The 19765-nt window shown below is 60.5% G+C and carries 16 protein-coding genes; 11 read left to right on the top strand and 5 right to left on the bottom strand.

What is annotated here, in order from left to right:
• Positions 1-69: 69 nt before the first annotated feature.
• Positions 70-1149 carry a glycoside hydrolase family 5 protein gene (locus FHT28_RS14980; RefSeq protein WP_168596616.1) on the bottom strand — a complete coding sequence of 360 codons (1080 nt, stop codon included), beginning with the start codon at positions 1147-1149 and terminating at the stop codon, positions 70-72.
• A gap of 195 nt (positions 1150-1344) precedes the next feature.
• Here FHT28_RS14980 and FHT28_RS14975 point away from each other — a divergent pair, with 195 nt between their 5' ends.
• Entirely contained in the window at positions 1345-3030 is a 1686-nt protein-coding gene (locus FHT28_RS14975; RefSeq protein WP_168596615.1) for a GumC family protein, read from the top strand.
• A 214-nt stretch (positions 3031-3244) separates the two neighbouring features.
• Positions 3245-5227, top strand: a complete 1983-nt coding sequence (locus FHT28_RS14970) for a nucleoside-diphosphate sugar epimerase/dehydratase (protein WP_037197147.1) — start codon at positions 3245-3247, stop codon at positions 5225-5227.
• A gap of 60 nt (positions 5228-5287) precedes the next feature.
• Here FHT28_RS14970 and FHT28_RS14965 read toward each other — a convergent pair whose 3' ends face one another.
• The gene (locus tag FHT28_RS14965; RefSeq protein WP_245297586.1) at positions 5288-6040 is read right to left on the bottom strand and encodes a glycosyltransferase family 25 protein; all 753 of its coding nucleotides are present in this window, start codon (positions 6038-6040) and stop codon (positions 5288-5290) included.
• 381 nt (positions 6041-6421) lie between these two features.
• Between FHT28_RS14965 and FHT28_RS14960 the strand changes: the two genes are divergently transcribed.
• From FHT28_RS14960 to ugpC, 6 genes are all read left to right on the top strand, one after another.
• Positions 6422-6754, top strand: a complete 333-nt coding sequence (locus FHT28_RS14960) for a hypothetical protein (protein ID WP_168596614.1) — start codon at positions 6422-6424, stop codon at positions 6752-6754.
• A gap of 194 nt (positions 6755-6948) precedes the next feature.
• Positions 6949-8109 (top strand): Gfo/Idh/MocA family oxidoreductase, encoded by a 1161-nt coding sequence (locus tag FHT28_RS14955; RefSeq protein WP_037197150.1) that lies wholly within the window; start codon positions 6949-6951, stop codon positions 8107-8109.
• Between the two features lie 13 nt (positions 8110-8122).
• Complete coding sequence (locus FHT28_RS14950; RefSeq protein WP_037197151.1) at positions 8123-9007, top strand: sugar ABC transporter permease; 885 nt, start codon at positions 8123-8125, stop codon at positions 9005-9007.
• Positions 9004-9861: a carbohydrate ABC transporter permease gene (locus FHT28_RS14945; protein ID WP_034514198.1), complete on the top strand. Its 858-nt coding sequence runs from the start codon at positions 9004-9006 to the stop codon at positions 9859-9861. Before FHT28_RS14950 ends, FHT28_RS14945 begins: the two co-directional genes overlap by 4 nt.
• Positions 9862-9896: 35 nt before the next feature.
• Positions 9897-11126, top strand: a complete 1230-nt coding sequence (locus FHT28_RS14940; RefSeq protein WP_037197153.1) for an ABC transporter substrate-binding protein — start codon at positions 9897-9899, stop codon at positions 11124-11126.
• An 84-nt stretch (positions 11127-11210) separates the two neighbouring features.
• Entirely contained in the window at positions 11211-12344 is a 1134-nt protein-coding gene (ugpC, locus tag FHT28_RS14935; RefSeq protein WP_037197154.1) for a sn-glycerol-3-phosphate ABC transporter ATP-binding protein UgpC, read from the top strand.
• Between the two features lie 204 nt (positions 12345-12548).
• Here the strand turns inward: ugpC and FHT28_RS14930 are convergent, their stop codons facing one another.
• The 3 genes from FHT28_RS14930 to FHT28_RS14920 are packed head-to-tail and all read right to left on the bottom strand — an operon-like array spanning position 12549 to position 15626.
• Positions 12549-13652, bottom strand: coding sequence for a D-TA family PLP-dependent enzyme (locus FHT28_RS14930; protein WP_168596613.1), 1104 nt, complete (start codon positions 13650-13652; stop codon positions 12549-12551).
• Between the two features lies 1 nt (position 13653).
• Positions 13654-15129, bottom strand: a complete 1476-nt coding sequence (locus FHT28_RS14925) for a M81 family metallopeptidase (RefSeq protein ID WP_092575917.1) — start codon at positions 15127-15129, stop codon at positions 13654-13656.
• Positions 15130-15140: 11 nt separating this feature from the next.
• Positions 15141-15626: a hypothetical protein gene (locus FHT28_RS14920; RefSeq protein WP_092576009.1), complete on the bottom strand. Its 486-nt coding sequence runs from the start codon at positions 15624-15626 to the stop codon at positions 15141-15143.
• Between the two features lie 277 nt (positions 15627-15903).
• Here FHT28_RS14920 and FHT28_RS14915 point away from each other — a divergent pair, with 277 nt between their 5' ends.
• The 3 genes from FHT28_RS14915 (at position 15904) to FHT28_RS14905 (ending at position 19627) form a co-directional block, all read left to right on the top strand.
• Positions 15904-16767: a MurR/RpiR family transcriptional regulator gene (locus tag FHT28_RS14915; RefSeq protein WP_037197158.1), complete on the top strand. Its 864-nt coding sequence runs from the start codon at positions 15904-15906 to the stop codon at positions 16765-16767.
• A gap of 23 nt (positions 16768-16790) precedes the next feature.
• Positions 16791-17567: an SDR family oxidoreductase gene (locus tag FHT28_RS14910; RefSeq protein WP_168596612.1), complete on the top strand. Its 777-nt coding sequence runs from the start codon at positions 16791-16793 to the stop codon at positions 17565-17567.
• A 140-nt stretch (positions 17568-17707) separates the two neighbouring features.
• Positions 17708-19627, top strand: a complete 1920-nt coding sequence (locus FHT28_RS14905) for a family 20 glycosylhydrolase (protein ID WP_168596611.1) — start codon at positions 17708-17710, stop codon at positions 19625-19627.
• Positions 19628-19765 lie beyond the last annotated feature (138 nt).

The raw sequence follows: 19765 nt of genomic DNA, 5'->3' as shown, positions 1-19765 counted from the left end.
GAACTGGAGCGGCTCAGACTTTCAGTGAAAAGCCGAACCACCTTGCTCCGGTCGCGGAAGTTCAGCCGATCAGCCGGCCGGCTTGACGGCTGTGCAGCCAGGCGCCAAGGGTATTTTCTTGCCGACTGCCGCCGTGATCGTCTTCATTTGCGGCCGGTCCTTGCCGTTGCGTGGCTGCACGTTCATCGGCTCCTCTGGCGGCCACCATTCGCCCGCTGCCCAATAGCTCCAGCCGAGCCAAACATCGCTATTGCCGGCCATGATGCCGAAAACGGCCTTCAACCCGTCGAGGCAAGGCTGTGTGCCGGGCACGCCGAATTCGCCAAGAAAGCCGCGCTTGCCGTTGTTGCGTAGCCAGTCCGTGACATCGAGCAATCCCTGTCGCGCGCTGTCGCTGCCATCGCATGCCGGATGCGTCCCGGAACTGTCTACATCGAGATACTGATGGAATTCGAAGGCGTAGAAATCGAGCGGATCTTTGACCCCAAGCATGACGGTGCCGTTGGCGCCGCCGCCCAGCACGTCGGTAGACCAGCTATGCGCCCCCGTCCAGTTCGTGCCGGGTACGAGAATCAGGTTGCGTGCCCCAACCGTGCGGATGCTGCGAATGGCCGTATTGGCCGCCTCCAGCCAGTCGGGCGCCCTGATGTCGTGCGGCTCGTTCATCAGTCCGAAGATGACGCCCTTGCGATTGGCGAATTCGATGGCGAGTCGTGCCCAGAAATCGCCGAAGGCAAGATCCGTTGCCGGTGCTTGCGTTACCTGGGTCTTGTCGTAGTAGCCGAAATTGTGTGGGTCGAGAACCACGGCCATGTCGTGCTTCTGGATGAGGTCGACGGCCTCCTTCAAGCGCTGCATTTCCGCTCTGTCGAAAGGCTGGCCGAGTACAGGCTGCAGCCGCTCCCAGCGGAAAGGCAGGCGCACGACGTTCATGCCCTTGCTCGCGAAATAACCGACCGTCTCCTCGGATGGGTAGGTGTAGTTGACATTGGCCACGCCGCCGCGCTCGCCGTACTCCGCGCCGGAAAGATTGACACCCCGATAGCAGAGCTGCGTCGCGGCGAAACCGCTGTCTGCCTGCACCGCTGCGGCCAGCATGACCGTCCCGGCCAGCAGGCGGCGCAGAAATTCCGTCATCGATCCCGTCATTGCACGTTCCTGTTGTCCACGAGAATACGTCGCTCTCATAAGGGCTACGGTATTGAATAATGATGAAGGGGCGGACCGAACCGGCGCCTGCATGGCGACTTCCTGGGAGTGTCCTTAATGTTCCGTTAGCCAAACATTTCTAAACTCTCGGCATCTGCTGCGTGGAATCGGCCTGCGGAGCATTGAAAGTCTGACATGAGCTCAATGGAACAAAGCAGGAGAGCGAACCGACTTGCGGGTTGGCGCGGTACGCAGCCGTCTGACGCGCAGCGCGACGGTCTGCGTCTGCGCAGTCCGGTATTGCGTCCGCGCGACTTCGTCGCCGAAGCAGAGGCCGACACATCATCGGAACTAGTCGATCAGGCCAGCAGCAACAACTCCGCGCCCAGGCAGATGCCGGACCGGCACGAGCTTCAAAAGGAAGCGACGCCGCCGCTAACTGTCGAGCCGTTGGCTGTCGCCGCCGCGCAGCTCACGGAACCGGCAACCGTTGCCGTACCGCCGGTCGCTCCGCAACCGGGGCCGATACCTGCGGCAGATACGCCATTGATCGATCTGCGCTCCGCCATTCGCTCGATCTGGGCAAAGAAGTTTCTGGTTCTCGCCTTGGCGGTGGTCTGCGCCGTGCTGGGCGCTGCCGTTATTCCGCTCATCCCGCAGAAATTCTCAGCCGAGACCAGTCTTTATTTCGATCCTCGGCCCACCGGAGGCGCCGATTCCTCGCAGCAGGCGCCGACGGCTCCCGAACTGATCACGACGATGATCGACAGCCAGACGCAGATCCTGTCTTCGGGTAGGGTGTTGGGCCGCGTCGTAGACGCCTTGAAGCTCGATCAGGATCCGCAGTTCGATGGCGGCGCCACCGGCGAGGCAGCGAAATACATAGCGACGGCAACCCTGTCGAAGGCAGTGCAGATCGCTCGCGAATCGAGCACCTATGTCGTAACAGCGAAGGTGACGACGCGCGATCCGCAGAAATCGGCAAAGATCGCCAACCAGCTCGTTTCCTCCTTCATCGAGGAAGAGAGCGGAGCTGCTGCGAAGAGCTTCAAGACAAGCAACAGCGCGCTGGACAGCAGGCTTGACGATCTGCGCCAGCAGGTGCTTTCAGCTGAAAAAGCGGTAGAGGCTTATCGCGCCGACAATGACATGGTTGCTGTCGAGGGCAATCTGATCTCCGACAAGCGCCTGACGGCGCTGAACGACATGCTGGTGACCGCCCAGCAGAGGACGATCGAGGCCAAGGCGCGGGCGGATGCGGCCGGCAAGCTGAGCTTCGAGGATGTCGTCGCCAACAACCCCAACAACCCTGCCGGCGGCACGGCATCGACGGCGCTGAGCAGCCTGCGCCAACAATATGCGACGCTTGCCGCCAATGTCGGCAGCCTGCAGAGCCAGCTGGGTGCCCGCCATCCCCGCCTGCTCGCGGCGAAATCCGCGCTGGAAAGCCTCGCCGCGGAAATACGGAGCGAATTGCAGCGACAGATGACATCGGCGCGCGCCGACTATGAGCAGGCGCAGGGGACCGAGCAGGATATTGCCAAGGAGCTGGCGGTGCAGAAAGCATCGCAGGTCAATACGTCGGGCAAGCTCGTCGGCCTGAACGAATTGCAGCGCAAGGCCGCCGCTACCCGCGATCTCTACGAGTCGCTTCTCAAGCGATCCGGCCAGAGCAGCGATGCGCAGGACCTGTCGCAGAGCAATATTCGCGTGATTTCCGAGGCTGAACCGCCACTGACTGCGGATGGTCCGGCTCGGAAAGTGATGATGATAGCCGGATCGATCGCCGGCGCAATGTTCGGCGCAGGTCTTGGCATGACCTTCGCCATTCTCCTCGGCCTGTTCCGGCATCCCGCGATCCGCAGCTATCTGGCCAAGTGAACCTTATTGATCTTTTTCCGCCTTCCGCCTCTTCAATATCGGGGATGCAATTGTGCGCCGGCTGTTCTAGATGTAAATCGGCGCTGGGAATGATTGAATTTTACTAATGAAGGCATGATGCAATCATCATGCGTCACGTGGCTACATTGTGAGACGATCTATGCGAGAGAAGCGGTGCGCTGTTCCGATGACCGGCGCCAGGGGAAACTGACCAATGGTGCCCGCGGATAAGCTCGTTCTGCCGTTCCTGGCACTGCCGCGCTCCACCAAACGTGCGCTCGCGTTGCTGGTCGACGCCAGCCTTTGCGTGCTGACGGTTTGGTTTGCCTATTGTCTGCGCCTTGACGATTGGGTCATTCTGCAAGGCGTCGAATGGCTGCCGGCCATCGTCTCCCTCCTTGTTGCCATCCCCATCTTCATCGTCCTTGGTCTCTATCGCGCCATTTTCCGATATGCGGGCCTTTCGGCTTTCGTGACGGTTCTCAAGGCGGTGGCCATCTACGCGCTGGCCTTCATGACGATTTTTACCGCGATCAGCGTGCCGGGTGTGCCGCGCACGGTCGGCATATTGCAGCCGCTGCTGCTGCTGATTGCTATCGGCCTGTCGCGCATGTGGACGCGCTATTGGCTCGGCAATGCCTATCAGCGGCTCTTGAACCGCAATCAGCTCGCAAAGGTCCTGATCTACGGTGCCGGCGCTTCGGGTCGCCAGCTCGCGGGCGCTCTTGCCAACAGCGCCGAGCTGAATGTTGTCGGCTATCTCGATGACGATCGCAATCTGCAGGGCAGCATCATGGGCGGCCTGCCGATCTATGATCCGACCGACCTGCCGGCGCTTGCGGTTACCAGCGAGATCAAGGGCGTGCTGCTGGCCTTGCCGAACGCGACGCGGCAACGCCGCAACGAAATTCTCGAGGATATGCGCAAGGCTCGCGTCACCGTGCGCACCATGCCGGATTTGACGGCGCTCGCGCAGGGCCGTGTCGCGGTCTCCGACCTGCGCGAACTCGATATCGAGGATCTGCTCGGCCGCAACGTGATTGTCCCCGACCGCGCGCTGATCGAGAAGAACATCCGAGGCAAGGTCGTTATGGTGACCGGCGCCGGCGGCTCGATCGGCAGCGAACTTTGCCGCCAGATCCTGAAGAACGGCCCATCCTCCCTGCTGCTGGTTGAGCAGAATGAATTCGGGCTCTACGCCATTCACGGCGAGCTTGAAAAATCGGCTGCATCCGCAGAACCCGCCGATGTCCGCATCATCCCCTTCCTCGCATCCGTCCGGGACGGCCAGCGCATCAGGCAGATCATGGAGGCATGGCGGCCGAAAACCGTCTATCACGCCGCCGCCTATAAGCACGTGCCGCTTGTCGAGTACAATCCCGCCGAAGGCATCCGCAACAACGTGCTGGGCACGTTGATCACGGCCCAGGCGGCGCGTGACTATGGCGTCGACGATTTCGTCCTCATCAGCACGGACAAGGCCGTCCGTCCCACCAACATCATGGGCGCGAGCAAGCGGCTGGCGGAGATGGTGCTGCAGGCGATGGACGCCGGTCGCAAACCCGGTGTCGCCAGCACCAATTTCTCCATGGTCCGCTTCGGCAACGTGCTTGGCTCATCCGGCTCGGTCGTGCCGCTGTTTCGCCAGCAGATCCGCGACGGCGGCCCGATCACGCTGACGCATCCCGACATCACCCGTTATTTCATGACCATTCCCGAGGCCTCGCAGCTGGTGATCCAGGCCGGTGCGATGTCGGGTGGCGGCGATGTCTTTCTGCTTGATATGGGCGAGCCGGTACGCATCGCCGATCTAGCGCGCCGCATGGTGGAATTGTCCGGTCTGACGGTTAGGGACGAGGATGAGCCCGATGGCGATATCGAGCTGGAGATTACCGGCTTGAGGCCCGGCGAAAAGCTTTTCGAAGAATTGCTGATCGGCGACAACCCGCAGCCGACGAGCCATCCGCGCATCATGCAGGCCAAGGAGGATTTTTTGGCCTGGCCGGAACTGTCGAAGCGACTTACGGCGCTGGAGGCGGCACTGGACGAGAACGACATACCCCTGGCACGGACAATGCTGCAAAAACTGGTGTCCGGTTATGCGCCGAGCAGTGAAGTTGTCGATCTGGTTTACCGCGAACGTGAAACGGACCTCGCCGTCGTTCAGCCGAATCTCGACAACGTCGCGCCGCTGTAGGGCAGTTCCAGGAAAAGTGCGCGGTGGTTTTCCGTCCGGAATTGCGCAACCGCTCCGGCGTCAGCGTTCGCTGATGCTGACGCCCGTCTCCCGCTTGACCTTGATGGCATAGCGCCAGCGATGCAGCTGATCGCATGTGCGGAACCAGTGTGCGGTTGCCCGTAGCAGGAAATGTCGCTTCACGGCGCGATAGTGCACGCGCTTGCCGATCGTCGTATCGGAGCGGTACGGGCTGAAGTCCGCAATATTTTCGAGCGTTGCAAATGTCTCGACGCCGGTGGACCAGCCGCGCTCAAGAGCGACGTCATACGGAAGGAGCATGGGCTTCAGCGTAATGAGCAGCTTCTTGGCGGCCTTTCGATTGACGATGTAGCAGGCGGCGGATCCTTGTGGGCCGTGCATGCAGCGTCCGACAATATCGTTTTCAGCGGTCTCCGAGATCGGTTTGAAGCCGACCAGGCGATGATTGACCAGCTTGACGAGGCGTGCGCCGTTGACACACTCCATGGCGGCAATCGCACGCGGGATCAGCCTTTCGTTCAGCTCGACGTCATCCTCCATGATGATGGCCATCTTGTCGCCGCTGGCGACGAATTGCTGGAGGGCAAGCAGGTGGCTGCGATAACAGCCATATTCGCCGGGCAGCAGCTTGCGGCCGTTATGGTAGATGAACGATTTCTGGTGAAAATCGGCGCGATCCCTCTCCGCGACCGTACGACCGTCGATAGCCGGAATTCGCGTGATATTCAGGTCGTAGTCCATGGCCTGGCCGCACAATCTCTCCCAGCGCTCACGCGAGCGATCGAGATTGATGACATAGATGCGAACTTGCTGCGCGCTCTCGGCAACAATGAAAGGATCGCCGGTCGGAGGAATACGACTAATCCGTTCGAGAATGACTGTTACTCCTACAAACAGAAATCGCGTTGGCGGGAAATGAAGAATGCAAGATCTATACTATATAACATGCTTATCACTTGTCGCAAATGCCTGATGCACGTGGATGTTGCATTTTGAGATAAAAGCATTTTGTTTGGTGTAACGTCTCGTGAACGGTTCCCTGCCGGGATGGATATTGCCCGCCGGACGCGATTTTGCGGACCTGCCCGTTGGCGCCCGGCATCCGCTTCACTATATCTGATTGACGCGGCGCACGGTCGTGACGTCCGCATCGGTGAAGGACGATAGCAATTCATGTGGACCAGATCGAAAATCGTCATTGTTGCTCTGTTCCTCGCAGGCCTCATGCCCGCGACCGGCTTTGCCGACAACCCGCTTCTCCCTAAGCCATATGTCCGCCCCGTCTATCCTTACAAGAACCTGCCTGGTGTAACTGAGCCCAAAATGGCGGCCGACGAGAAATTTCAATGCCGCACGACCACCTTATATCCGGATGACTTCATTAGGGGCTATTTCTACCGAGGCCTCCCGCGCCTGGGTTATGTTTGCGAGCAGGACGGCGTTACTTCCAGCAGCACCAGAAAGCCGAACTACCAGTATTGGCAATATAACGGACCTGACAGATAACGCCATTGCCATGCCGAAATAAGCAGCAATGCGATGAAATGAGGCGCAGCATCTTCCGATAGGGCTGCGCATTTTTAGGCGGTCATCTGAAAATAAATTTCATGTTTTCGAGTAAATGCGCGAACGTCGTTGACGAATGCGAAAATTTGTCCCAATCTTACGAAAATAAATTACGTAGTGGGAACTGAAAAAGCATGCGAGTTGGAATCATTGGGCTGGGATTCCGCCTGGGATATCTGGGCTATGTCTTCAAGGCGATTGATGAAAGCTTCGAGATCGCCGGATATGTCGATCCGGAGCCGGCGGGTCTGCCGGGCTTGATCGAAAAGGGCATTTCCGCCGGAAAGGCCTATGCCACTCCCCAGGAGCTGATCGCCAACGAAAAGTTCGATCTGTTGATGATCGGCTCGCCGAACCATATGCACCTCGACCATATTCGCATCGGGCTTGAGGCCGGCCTCAAGATCTTCTGCGAAAAGCCGATCGTCACCACCATCAAGGACAGCATCGAGCTTGCCCGGCTGATGGCGAAATATGGCCATGAGAGGCTGATGGTCGGTCTCGTCCTGCGCTATTCGCCCATGTATCGCGATCTGCTGGTCGCGCAGGCCGAGGGAAAGCTTGGCCACGTCGTTTCCATCGAGGCGTCCGAACATATCGAGCCCTATCACGGCGCGTTCTTCATGCGCGACTGGCGCCGCTACGAGCATTATTCCGGCAGCTTCATGCTGGAGAAATGCTGCCACGACCTCGATCTCTATAATGGCGTGGTCGGCGCGCGTCCGGAGAGGGTTGCAAGCTTCGGCGGGCGCAAGAGCTTCATTCCGGAAAACGATCCGGCCAGGGAAGGCATCAACGACCTAGAGCTTTTCCATCGCAAGCCGAGCGGCTGGATGGGATCGGACAAGGTCTTCGACAGCGATGGCGACATAATCGATTACCAGGTGGCGATCGTCGAATACGCCAACGGCGTCGGCATGAACTTTCACACCAATCTCAACGTACCGGACCAGTTCCGTCGCTTCGCCATCATGGGTTCGCGGGGCATGGCGGAAGGCGACTTCATTCGCGGCTATTTCAACGTCCATGAGATGCTGACCGGCAACAAGGTGGTCGAAAAGACCTATGCGACGCGCACAGCGCTTTCGCAGCACTACGGTGCCGACGAGCAGATGGCGGCCGATATCATCTCGCATGTCAAATCGGGGCAGCACCTGCCGGTCTCGACCTTGAATGCGCTGGAGGCAGGCATCCTGGCACTTTCGATGGATGAGGCACGCATGAAGCGAACCGTCGTGGATCTCCGACCGATATGGGACGAGTTCGACGAAGCGCTCTATTCACGAGCAGCCTAGGGAGGGGCGCAAGATGGGTGTTCAACGCAGCACAATCATCTTCGCCTGGGTCCTGCTTTTTCCGGCTCTCCTTTACGTCACCATCATCGTCGCCTATCCATTGGTCGACACCATAATCCTGTCCTTCACCGACGCCTCGTTGAAGCGGGTGACGAACTGGGTCGGCTTCGAGAACTACGGCAAGATCTTCAACGATACATTCGCATCGGTGATCGTCCGCACGTTCATCTGGACGTTCTTTTCCGTGTCGATCAAGATGATCATCGGCACCCTGGGCGCGAGCATGTTGAATGCGGCGGTTCCTGGGCGTGCGCTCTTCCGGGTGCTGACCATGCCGCCCTGGATCGTGCCCATGGCGATCGGCATCTTCATGTGGGGCTGGATGTATAACGGCCAGTTCGGCATGATTTCCGGCCTACTGCAGCGCTTCGGCATCGTCGACAGTCCGGTTGCGTTTCTTGCCTATGGCAGCACGGCCTTCTGGGCGACGATCGTCACCGACGTCTGGATCGGCGTACCGATGGTGACGCTTTATATGCTGGCGGCCATGCAGGCGATCCCGCAGGATCTCTATGAAGCCGCCTGGACCGACGGTGCCGGCCGGTTCTATCGCTTCCGCCGCATCACGCTGCCGCTCCTGGTGCCCTCTCTGGTCACCATGTCGATGCTGTCGCTGATTTCGACGTTCAACTCCTTCGACATCATTTGGATCTTGACCCGCGGCGGCCCGAACGGCGAGACGACGACGATGATCATCGACACCTATCGCACGGCGATCGGATCTTACAAATACGGGGAAGGTGCTGCGCGCGCGGTGCTGATCTGCATCTTCCTGTCGCTTTTCTGCCTTGCCTATTTCCGCCTCACCAGCCGCTTTTCCACAGGAGCCAAGCGATGAGCCAGCCCGCGATGATCAATCGTTACAAATGGTATGAGCTCATCGGCATCTATGCCGGAATCCTGCTGTTCCTCACCTTCGTCCTGGCGCCCTTCATCGAAGGGTTCCTGGTCTCGCTCAAGCCGCTCAGCCAGCTTTTTTCATCGCCTTACCGCTTCATCCCCGAGCACGGGTCCTTCGATGCCTATCGCACGATGTGGACCAGCGTGCCGGGCTTCGGCTGGTATATCTTCAACTCGTTCCTGATCTCCGGTTCGATCACCATCATCGTGCTGATCCTCGTGGTGCCGGCCGCCTATGCCTTCGCCCGGTTCGAGTTCAGGGGCGCCGGCCTGTTGCTCGGCGCCTTTCTGGCCGTCAAGATGTTCTCCGGCGCCGTTCTTCTGATCCCGCTGTTCCGGCTCATGCGCTCCTTCGGCGTGCTCAATACCTATTTCGCCATGATCATACCCGGCGTGGCCTTCATCATACCCACGGGCATCTGGCTGCTGCACACCTATATCAGGCGCATTCCCCGCGAACTCGACGAGGCCGCCTATGTCGATGGCGCGAGCCAGCTCTACACGCTGCGCCGCGTCATTCTGCCGATCGCCATGCCTGGTATCACTGTGGTTGCGATTTCTTCCTTCATCGAGGCCTATGCGCAGCAGTTCATCTATGCGCTCACCTTCAATTCGAAAACGGAATACATGCCGTTGCCGGTTGGGCTGTTTGCCTATTTCGGCCGGCAGGAGGTCGTCTGGAACGAACTCATGGCTGCAAGCTTCGTCGGCATCGCGCCGGCGCTGGTCGTGATCTTCTTCCTGCAACGGTATCTCGTCAGCGGTCTGACCGCCGGCGCGGTGAAGCAATAAAACCAATCAAACACCAGAGAAACGGGAGCTTAAACGTGACATTCCATTTCAAAACGGGGCTGGTTGCCCTTGCTTTGCTTGGCTCCACCGCGCTTGGCGCTGTGACTGCCCATGCTGCCGACAAGGAAATCAGCTGGATCTATTGCGGCGACAAGATCGACCCGATCCATGAGAAATATATCAAGGCATGGGAAGACAAGAATCCGGGTTGGGCGGTCAAGCCCGAAGTCGTCGGCTGGGAACAGTGCCAGGACAAGGCGACGACGCTTGCCGCAGCCGGCACGCCGGTCGCCATGGCCTATGTCGGCTCGCGCACGCTCAAGGAGTTCGCGGAGAACGACCTCATCGTTCCTATTCCGATGACGGACGATGAGAAGAAGACATATTATCCGGGTATCGTCGGTACCGTTACCTCCGGTGGCCAGCAGTGGGGCGTGCCGATCGCCTTCTCGACCAAGGCGCTCTACTGGAACAAGGACCTTTTCAAGCAGGCCGGTCTCGATCCGGAGAAGCCGCCGACCACCTGGGCTGAAGAAATCGCCGACGCCAAGACGATCAAGGAAAAAACCGGTATCCCCGGCTACGGCCTGTCGGCCAAGACCTTCGACAACACCATGCACCAGTTCCTCCATTGGGTTTACACCAACAACGGCAAGGTGATCGACGGCGACAAGATCGTGCTCGATAGCCCTGAAGTGCTGGCCGCCCTTCAGGCCTACAAGGACATCACGCCTTACTCCGTCGAAGGACCGACTGCTTACGAGCAGAACGAAATGCGCGCCATCTTCCTGGACGGCAAAGTCGGCATGCTCCAGGCGGGCTCGGGGGCTGCCTATCGCCTGAAGGAAACGAAGATCAACTGGGGCGTCGCACCGTTGCCGCTCGGCCCGGCGGCCAAGGGCCAGGGCACGTTGCTCATCACCGACAGCCTTGCCGTCTTCAAGGGCAGCGGCGTCGAGGACAAGGCGATCGAATTTGCGAAGTTCATCACATCGCCCGGTCCGCAGGGCGAATACGAGCTGCAGGGCGGCGCCGGTCTCACGCCTTTGCGTCCGTCTCCGATGGTCGATGAGTTCGAGAAGAAGGATCCCTTCTGGAAGCCGTTCATCGACGGCATCAGCTATGGTGGTCCCGAGCCGCTGTTCAAGGACTATAAGGGCTTCCAGAATGTGATGATCGAGATGGTCCAGTCGGTCGTAACAGGCAAGGCCGAGCCGGCGGATGCCCTGAAGAAGGCAGCTGCCAATCTCGAGCAGTACAAATAAGATCGCAAATCGCCGGGCCGCGCGCATCGCGCGCGGCCTTTCGAGCCCTGCACGCACAATGGCGGCGCCGCGCGGAGACAGAGTTTGGGAAAGCTGCACCTTAATCAGGTCAAGAAATTCTATGGTCATTTCGAGGTCATCAAAGGCGTCGAGCTCGACGTCACGGACGGTGAATTCATCGTCTTCGTCGGGCCGTCCGGTTGCGGCAAGTCGACCCTGCTGCGGATGATCGCCGGCCTCGACGAGGTGACCAGTGGCGACATCCTGATCGACGGCGCTCGCGTCAACGATCTGCCGCCCGTCAAGCGCGGCATTGCCATGGTGTTCCAGTCCTATGCTCTCTATCCGCATATGTCGGTGTTCGAGAACATCGCCTTCCCCTTGCGGGTGGAGAAGATGCCGGAGGACAAGCTCAAGGCCAAGGTCGCGCATGCCGCCCGCATTTTGCATCTGGAGCAGCGCCTGCAGCAGAAGCCGGGCAATTTGTCCGGTGGCCAGCGCCAGCGCGTCGCCATCGGCCGCGCGATCGTCCGCGAGCCGAAGATCTTCCTTTTCGACGAACCCCTGTCGAACCTCGACGCCGCTCTGCGCGCCGACATGCGCATCGAGCTGGCGAAGCTGCATCACCAGCTGCAGGCGACGATGATCTACGTCACCCACGACCAGGTCGAAGCCATGACCATGGCCGACCGGATCGTCGTCCTCAATGCCGGCGAGATATCGCAGGTCGGCGAGCCGCTGGAGCTTTATCACAAGCCTGCGAATACATTCGTCGCCCGGTTCATCGGCAATCCCAAGATGAACTTCCTGCCCGTGACCTGCACTGATGTCAGCGAGGCCGGCGTGGAAATAGACTATAAGGGCCAGAAGGCGCTGTTGCCGGTGACGCCGCGCCAGGGCGCGGTCGGCAAGGCGCTGACGCTCGGCATACGGCCGGAGCATGTCCAGCTCGGTGGCGGCGAGCTGACATTGACCATCGTGCCGACCGTCGTCGAACATCTGGGTGCGCAGACCGTTGCCTACGCCGCCGCCGAGGGTGTCGACGAGAATTTTTGCGCCACGCTGCCGGGCAGCGTCGCCATCCGCCTGGAGGCACCGCTCAAGACCGGCATCCGTATCGCCGATTGCCATCTGTTCGATGAAAGCGGCATGGCCTTCGAGCGCAGGGTGGAACTGACCGATATCGACATGGATTTGCTGAATTCTGCGGCTTCCTAAGGGAAGCGGTTGCCATCTCGGGCCGCCTTGTCCTTCGAGGCTCCGCCCTGTGGGCTGCGTACCTCAAAATGAGGGGAGCGGGCCAGCGCTGTGACAAAATAGCAGTCGAGCGATTAACTTTGCCGTCGCCGGACGGGAAAGGATCAGTTCTCCTGGTGAGGTGTGTAGATCGCGAGGCATGAAGGCGGGTTGCTGCTGAAGCCGTTACCAGACCAGGCCGCGCGCAGCGACATCCTCGACGCGCGTGACGATACCGTCGCGGTGAAACACCATCTGATCGAACAGGTTGGACACGACGCAGGTATGGTTGGGGATGATGCGGATCTTGTCGCCGATCTGCGGGCGCGGACCGGTGCAATTGGATAGATCGATGACGCCATGTTCTTCCGAAAGGCCCTTGATCACGGCTTCCGGGTAGCCGACCACTTGGCCGTAATCCGCAAAGCCGAGGAGATCGGAGGTAAGAGCCTTCGAGCCGGCATCGATAACGGCGCGGTCTTCCGTCGGCCGCGAGACGACGGTGGCGAGGATATGCATTGCGCAGTCCTCCTCGCGGCAATGGCCTGCCCGCACCATCGATCTGTCATTGTAGATATAGGTTCCGGCGCGATGCTCGGTGGCCGCCGTCACGAGATGCGCTTCGAACAGGCTTGGCGTGCCGCCGTTGCTGACGATCGGGCATTCGATGTTCTCGCCCTTCAGCAACGCGACGGCTTCGGCGAGGAACGCCTGTGTTCCGGCAGCATTGTTCGGCTTCGGATAGCTCATCAAGCCGCCGAAGACGAGGCGCTCTTTGCCGGCGATATGCTTGCCGAGCGCAGCAGCTTCGGCTGGCGATTGCACGCCGCAGCGCGCGCCGCCCGTATCGCATTCCACCAGCACGGTCAGCGGTCTGCGTTCGGCGAACCAGGCGGAGAGCCCGTCGACGGTGACGGTGTTGTCGGCCACGACCTTCAAGCCGGAAATGCGATCGTTCAAGGCCGAGAGGCGAACGAGCTTTTCGGGGCCGAGAATATTGAAGGTGATCAGGATATCCTCGAAACCTGCATCGGCGAAGGCTTCCGCCTCGGTGATCTTCTGGCAATTGATACCCTTGGCGCCGGCGGCCACCTGGGCGCGCGCCAGCGCGGGAATCTTGTGCGTCTTGATATGCGGCCGGAAGTTCAAGCCGTGCGCATCCATGTAGGACTGGACGCGGGCTATATTCGCCGCCAGCCGCTCTTCGTCGATGATCGGACGCGGCGTCGAAATTCCGTCGATTCGGTCGCCGGGCTTGGGGCTGATTTCGAGCGCAATATCATGTGCCATCTCAGGCTTCTTTCCGTTTTTCCACATGAGGATCGGCCACCATCGGCCAGATATCTTTCCGCGCGCGGCGATAGGGCGTGCGGGCCGGATTGTTCGGATAGGGCGTTCCGGCGGAGCAGTAAAGGATCTCCGAGGCGATCCTGGAGAAGGACGCGTAGAAATGATTGGTTGATTTGATGACCAGGATCTTCTTGAGCGTGGGGTCGATGCCCATCACGGAGAAGAGGCTCGGATCGAAACTCTGCGCGCGCGTCGAATTGAGGATGATGTCGATGCCGTCGAGCTGGATATGCGCGGCGTCGCCAAAGGGGGCGAAGCTTTCGCCGAAGCGCATCTCGGCACTGGCGACGAGGCTGATGATCTTGACCAGGCCGTCGATGGGATTGCCCGTGCCAGGCGCCGATTTTGCGCCGAACCGCAGCGGGATTTCCGCGCCTTCGCCCGCTGCCATGCAGATCTGCACCGCCATCGGATCCCAGATCGTGCCGATCGCCGTGTCGGTGGCGCCGCGGTCGAGCAGCTCCTGAAGAATGACGGTCGCATCACCAGCCGTACCGCCGCCGGGATTGTCCCAGAGGTCGGCAATGACGACAGGTCCTGATGTCGCCGCCATGGCCTGGCTCACCGCCTGCTTCTCGTCGATCTGCGGCATGATGAACGTGCCGCGCTTGGAGAACAGCTCCAGCCCGAGCGCACGCGCAATCGCGGAGCCCTTATCCGGCTTGCTATTGGTCACGACAAGCAGCTTCGTGCCCATCTCAGGCACGTCGCCGGCCATGAAACCATGAATGACCGATATGGACAGGATATCCGCATCGCTCTTTTCCATCGCCATGATCTTGTCGACGAAGGAGCGCATCGGCTCTCGCGATGTCGGAAAGACATCGATCATGCGGCAATCGAACACGGACATGGCAGGCTCTACGCGGCCTTCCAGCGTATCGACGGCAATGCGCCAGAGGTCCTCGGCGCGATCGACGAAATCGGTGTGCGGGAATTCCTTGAAGTAGACGAAGAAATCCGCAGCCGCGACGCGCTTCTCGGTCAGATGGCTGTGCGGGTCGAGTTCGGCGCAGACAAGAATGTCCGGCCCGACGATCTCGCGGACCCGGGACAGCAAGTCACCCTCGGTATCCTCATAGCCGTCCGCAACCATGGCGCCGTGCAGGCCAAGCACCACGGCATCGACCGGCATGGCCGCACGAAGCTGATCGAGGATCTCGTCCCGTAAGTCCTCATAGGTCCGGCGGTTCACCAGGCCGGCAGGATCGGCCCATGCCGCGGTGCCCTCGATCAGGTCCCAACCCTTTTGGGCGGCAACGCGCCGTCCCACAGTGATCGGTGCGGAACAGAGTGTCGGCGTTTCCGGATGCATGCCCGGCGGCGCATAGAGGGAAGCCTCGAAGGCGCGCCGGTCGATACAGATCGGGGAGAAGGTATTCGTCTCGGTCGCGAATGCCGCAGTGAAAATGCGCAATACGGTCGCCTTTATTCCATGGGGTTCGGCAGGTAACCGGTAAAGCCGGAGATCTTCCAGCGCCCCTCATGCAGTCGGCAATAGTAAAGTGTCTGCCATTTCAGCACGTCGATGCCGCCATCCGACTTCTTCAGGCTGCCGTCGAATTTCTTGCGCACCAGCGCCGTGTCGCCTTCGATCTCGATGTCTTCGAGCGTCGTCGTCGTGAAAATGGCGGTACGCGGATCCTCGGCAAAGGATTGGCCGGCGAAGTCGCGCGCCTGGCGCAGCCATTCCTCGCGATAGGCTGACAGTGTCGGAAAGGCGAGGCGCCACTTGTCGGGGTTGATTTCGCGCCGTCCGTCGATGCCGATGAAGCCCTCCTCGACGAAATCGCCTGCTACCGACGACCAGTCGGCGGCAAGGAAAGCGTCGATGTCACGCGGCACGAGCATCTCCCAGATCGCATGCCTTATGGTATCGCTGGCAGGGAAGGGATTCTTGAAGGGATCACGCATTGTATCGGCCGTCATTTAAATTCTTTTCATAATCCACGATTTTCACTGGTCAAATTCTGCTTTCTATGGTCACTTGTCAACGTATCAAGAAAATAATTTGCAGGAATCGCATGATGTCCATCGAGCGTTATGGTTCCGGCCAGAGAAGAGCAGGCGGCGAGCCGCAACCGCTCTTGCGCCATGTTTTGGCCCGATGATGGATAACCGGATTGAGATGGATTGCGTCGCTCATTAAGTATCGGACGTTCTTAAGCGCAGCAACGCAAAGGGGGAGCTGATGGATATCTTCACGACCATGCAGGACGAGAGGGGGCGGCTTTCACAATCGGAAATCCGGATCGCCGATATCGTCCTCGGTGACTTCGAATTCGCTGTTAACGCTTCCATCATCGAGCTGGCCGGCAAGGCGGATGTCTCGCCGCCGACCGTCACCCGCTTCTGCCGCCGTCTCGGCTGCGAAAGCTTCTCCGATTTCAAGGTGCAGCTTGCGCGCACGGCCTATGTCGGCATGCGCTATCTCAAGCCAGAGCCGAAGAGCATCGCCCCGGCCGATGTCGCCCAGGACATCATCACCAAGGCGCAGAATGCGCTCTTCCTGCTGCACCGCGGGCTCGATGTCGCGGCCATCGAACAGGCGGCCAATCGGCTCGCCGGCGCCGAGATGATCTACGCCTTCGGCTCCGGCGGCAATTCCTCGATGATCGCCAGCGAGATGCAGAACCGTCTGTTCCGGCTCGGCCTGCGCATCACCGCAAGCTCCGACCACAGCATGCAGCTGATGATGGCTGCGGCCGCCAAGCCGACGGATGTGCTGATCGGTTCGTCTTTTTCCGGCCGCAACGCCGAGCTCGTGCGCGCCTTCACGCTGGCGCGCGAGGCCAAGGTGCCGACCATTGCGCTGACGCAGAGCGGAAGCCCGGTGGCGCACGTCGCCGACATCACGGTGCCGGTCGATTTGCCGGAAGGCGAGAATATCTATCGACCGACATCGACGCGCATCGCATATGTGGCCGTTCTCGACATTCTCGCCAGCCTCGTCGCATACCGCATCCAGCCGCAGGCCACGGTGACATTGCGCCGTATCAAACAGCAGCTCGTCACCCATCGCGACGGCGATGATCGCCAGCTTCTCGGGGACTAGGATTTCATCAAGGGAACAGAGACATGAGCAGATCGGTAGCCATCGTCACCGGGGCCGCGGGCGATATCGGCCGCGCCATCGCCAAGCGCCTGGCGGATGACCACGAGGTCATCCTGCTCGTCGATATCGACGAGGCTGCCGCGCAAAAGGCGGCGGAGGCGTTGGGCACCGCAGAGCGCTTCGTTGCGTTCAAGGCGGATATAACAAGCGAAGCCGATACCGCCGAGATGGCGAAGGCTACGGCTCGGCTCGGCACGCTGAGGACGCTGGTCAATAATGCCGGGGCTGCCCGCGCCGTCAGTCTGCACGATACGACGCCCGAGATCTGGCGCGCCGACAATGCCCTCAATCTGGAAGCGGCGTTTCTCTGCTTCCGCGCCGTCGAGGACATGTTGAAGGCCTCGAAAGGGTCGTTGGTCAACATCGCCTCCGTCAACGGCCTGGCGGTCTTCGGCCACCCGGCCTATAGCGCCGCCAAGGCGGGGCTCCTGCATTTCACCCGGCTGGTCGCTGTCGAATACGGCAAGTTCGGCATCCGTGCCAACGCGGTGGCACCCGGCACGGTGCGCACGCAGGCATGGGAAAAGCGCGCCGCCGCAAATCCGAATGTCTTCGAGGAAGCAAAGCGCTGGTATGCGCTGCAGCGCGTCGTCGACCCGGTCGATGTCGCCAATGCGGTTTCCTTCCTGGCAAGCCCGCTCGCCGCCGCCATTACCGGCGTTTGCCTGCCGGTCGATTGCGGGTTGACTGCGGGGCAGGCCGAGCTCGCCCACACATTCTCACAATCCGATCACTACTAGAGTCGGATGATTTTAGGTCTGTTCGACCTACAATCTGAATCCGCCCTAGAATCAAAGAGGTAGAGCATGATGTCGTCCGAAAACCGCTTACACTTTTCGGCATCATGCTCTGAACGCGCGTCGCCAAAGAGGGAACAAAGATGCAGCCGGCTTCCTTTCATCTCGAAAACACCTGGTCTCCCGAGGGAGGAAAGCATGGTCGACTGACCCTGACGCTTTTCAATTTCTCGGATGCGCCGCTCGCGAATTTCCGCCTTGCCTATACGACACTGACGCGCGTCGTTGATCCAGAGGCCTGCGACAATGCCATCTTCGTCCGCCGCAACGCCAATTTCCATGAGTTCGCCCCACCGGCAGGCTTCTCCGTAGGTCCCGGAGAGAGCTGGACGTTCAGTGTCTCCGCCCTTCACCGGGTCGCGCGGCATTGCACCGACGGCGCCAAATCAGCCTATTTGACGCTGGCGGATGGCAGCCATGTCACCGTCTTCACGTCGGACCTCCTGCTCGAAGGCCGCGTCAGCGAGCCGCCGCCGGTGCTGTTGCCGGAGGGCAGGCTGGAGCTTCCCTTCGCCATCCAACCATGGCCGGCGACGATCGATGTCGAGCCGGGCAAAGACTTCCCGGTTGCGCTCTATCCCGCAAAGGGCACGGATGCTGCAAGCGTGAAGGCGCTCGCCATGGCGCAGGCGCTGTTCCGCCGGCTGTTTCCCGCCAATCACATTCCCTTCAGCCTCATCGCCGCGCCGCAGGGCAGGGTGCTGCGCTTCGTCGATCGGCCGGTGCTCGCGCGCGAAGCCTATGAGCTTACCTTCTCCGGCGATGAGGTCGTGCTCGCCTATTCGGCCGATGCCGGCCGCCTCTACGGCCTGACGACGCTGGCGCAGCTTCTGGACGGCGCGCGACGCGAACCCGGCAAGTTCCGCTTCCCGATTTCGGGCGAGATCGCCGACCAACCGCGTTACGGCTGGCGCGGCTGCCATCTCGACGTATCCAGGCAGTTTACCCCCAAGGCGGATGTCCTGCGCCTGCTCGACATTCTCGCCTGGCTGAAGCTCAATATCTTCCACTGGCACCTGACGGACGACGAGGCCTGGCGGCTGGAGATCCGGGCCTATCCGCAGCTGACATCGACCGGCGTGCTGCGCGGACCGGATGAGCCGTTGCTGCCGCAGCTCGGAAACGCCGCCGAGCCCGTCGGCGGTTTCTATTCGCAGGATGATGTGCGCGAGATCGTCGCCCATGCCCTGGCGCTCGGCATCGAGGTCGTGCCCGAGGTCGATATTCCCGGCCATAGCACCGCCACCCTTGTTGCCCTGCCTGACCTGACGGACGGGCAGGAAGCGCCGGACAGCTATCATTCCGTCCAGGGCTTTCCGAACAACGCATTGAACCCCGCCATCGAGCCGACCTACGAATTCCTCGGCAAGGTCTTCGACGAAATGGTCGAGCTCTTCCCTTCCGAATATATCCATATTGGCGGCGACGAGGTCGCCAACGGTTCCTGGCTCGCTTCGCCCCTGGCGCGCAAGCTGATGGAGAAGGAAGGCATATCGGGCACCTTTGCGCTGCAATCCTATTTCCTGAAGCGCATCAAGGCCATGCTGACCGAGCGCGGCCGCAAGCTTGCCGGCTGGAACGAAGTCGCCCATGGTGGCGGTGTCGGTGCCGAAGGCACGCTGCTGATGGCCTGGGAAAAGCCCGAGGTCGGCATCGAGCTTGCGCGCGAAGGCTATGAGGTCGTCATGACCCCGGGCCAGGCCTATTATCTCGACATGGTGCAGGCCGACGCCTGGCAGGAGCCCGGTGCCAGCTGGGCCGGCACGGTGCCGCCGGCCCATACCTATGCCTACGAGGCGGAGGGTGATTTCCCGGATGAACTGAAGCACCTCATGAAGGGTGTGCAGGCCTGCATCTGGCAGGAGAATTTCATCTCGCGTGATTACTTCAATCGTCTGGTCTTCCCACGCCTGCCGGCCGTTGCCGAGGCCGCATGGACGCCGAAGGCGCAAAAGGACTGGCTGCGCTTTGCCGCCATCGTCCCGCTCAGCCCGAAGCTCTAGCGCAGACCACTTGGGGGTGAGGCGTTCTTATTCAATGTCTCACCGTGTTCGAAGCTGCCGAAAGAAACTTTCGGCGGCTTTTTCATGCCTGGAATGAGGTGACAAATGACGGCCGGCAAAGCCAAAATTGCTTCATTT

It is taken from the genome of Rhizobium sp. SG570 (assembly GCF_012275345.1).
Lineage (GTDB): Bacteria > Pseudomonadota > Alphaproteobacteria > Rhizobiales > Rhizobiaceae > Rhizobium > Rhizobium lusitanum.
The sequence above is the reverse complement of the archived record's forward strand: the minus strand, read 5'-3'. Positions and strand labels throughout refer to the sequence as shown.

Excerpts from the sequence above, each read along its gene's own strand:
- FHT28_RS14980 (WP_168596616.1), bottom strand. The coding sequence starts at position 1,149 with ATGACGGGATCGATGACGGAATTTCTGCGCCGCCTGCTGGCCGGGACG.
- FHT28_RS14975 (WP_168596615.1), top strand. The coding sequence starts at position 1,345 with ATGAGCTCAATGGAACAAAGCAGGAGAGCGAACCGACTTGCGGGTTGG.
- FHT28_RS14970 (WP_037197147.1), top strand. The coding sequence starts at position 3,245 with ATGGTGCCCGCGGATAAGCTCGTTCTGCCGTTCCTGGCACTGCCGCGC.
- FHT28_RS14960 (WP_168596614.1), top strand. The coding sequence starts at position 6,422 with ATGTGGACCAGATCGAAAATCGTCATTGTTGCTCTGTTCCTCGCAGGC.
- FHT28_RS14955 (WP_037197150.1), top strand. The coding sequence starts at position 6,949 with ATGCGAGTTGGAATCATTGGGCTGGGATTCCGCCTGGGATATCTGGGC.
- FHT28_RS14950 (WP_037197151.1), top strand. The coding sequence starts at position 8,123 with ATGGGTGTTCAACGCAGCACAATCATCTTCGCCTGGGTCCTGCTTTTT.
- FHT28_RS14945 (WP_034514198.1), top strand. The coding sequence starts at position 9,004 with ATGAGCCAGCCCGCGATGATCAATCGTTACAAATGGTATGAGCTCATC.
- FHT28_RS14930 (WP_168596613.1), bottom strand. The coding sequence starts at position 13,652 with ATGGCACATGATATTGCGCTCGAAATCAGCCCCAAGCCCGGCGACCGA.
- FHT28_RS14920 (WP_092576009.1), bottom strand. The coding sequence starts at position 15,626 with ATGCGTGATCCCTTCAAGAATCCCTTCCCTGCCAGCGATACCATAAGG.
- FHT28_RS14915 (WP_037197158.1), top strand. The coding sequence starts at position 15,904 with ATGGATATCTTCACGACCATGCAGGACGAGAGGGGGCGGCTTTCACAA.
- FHT28_RS14910 (WP_168596612.1), top strand. The coding sequence starts at position 16,791 with ATGAGCAGATCGGTAGCCATCGTCACCGGGGCCGCGGGCGATATCGGC.
- FHT28_RS14905 (WP_168596611.1), top strand. The coding sequence starts at position 17,708 with ATGCAGCCGGCTTCCTTTCATCTCGAAAACACCTGGTCTCCCGAGGGA.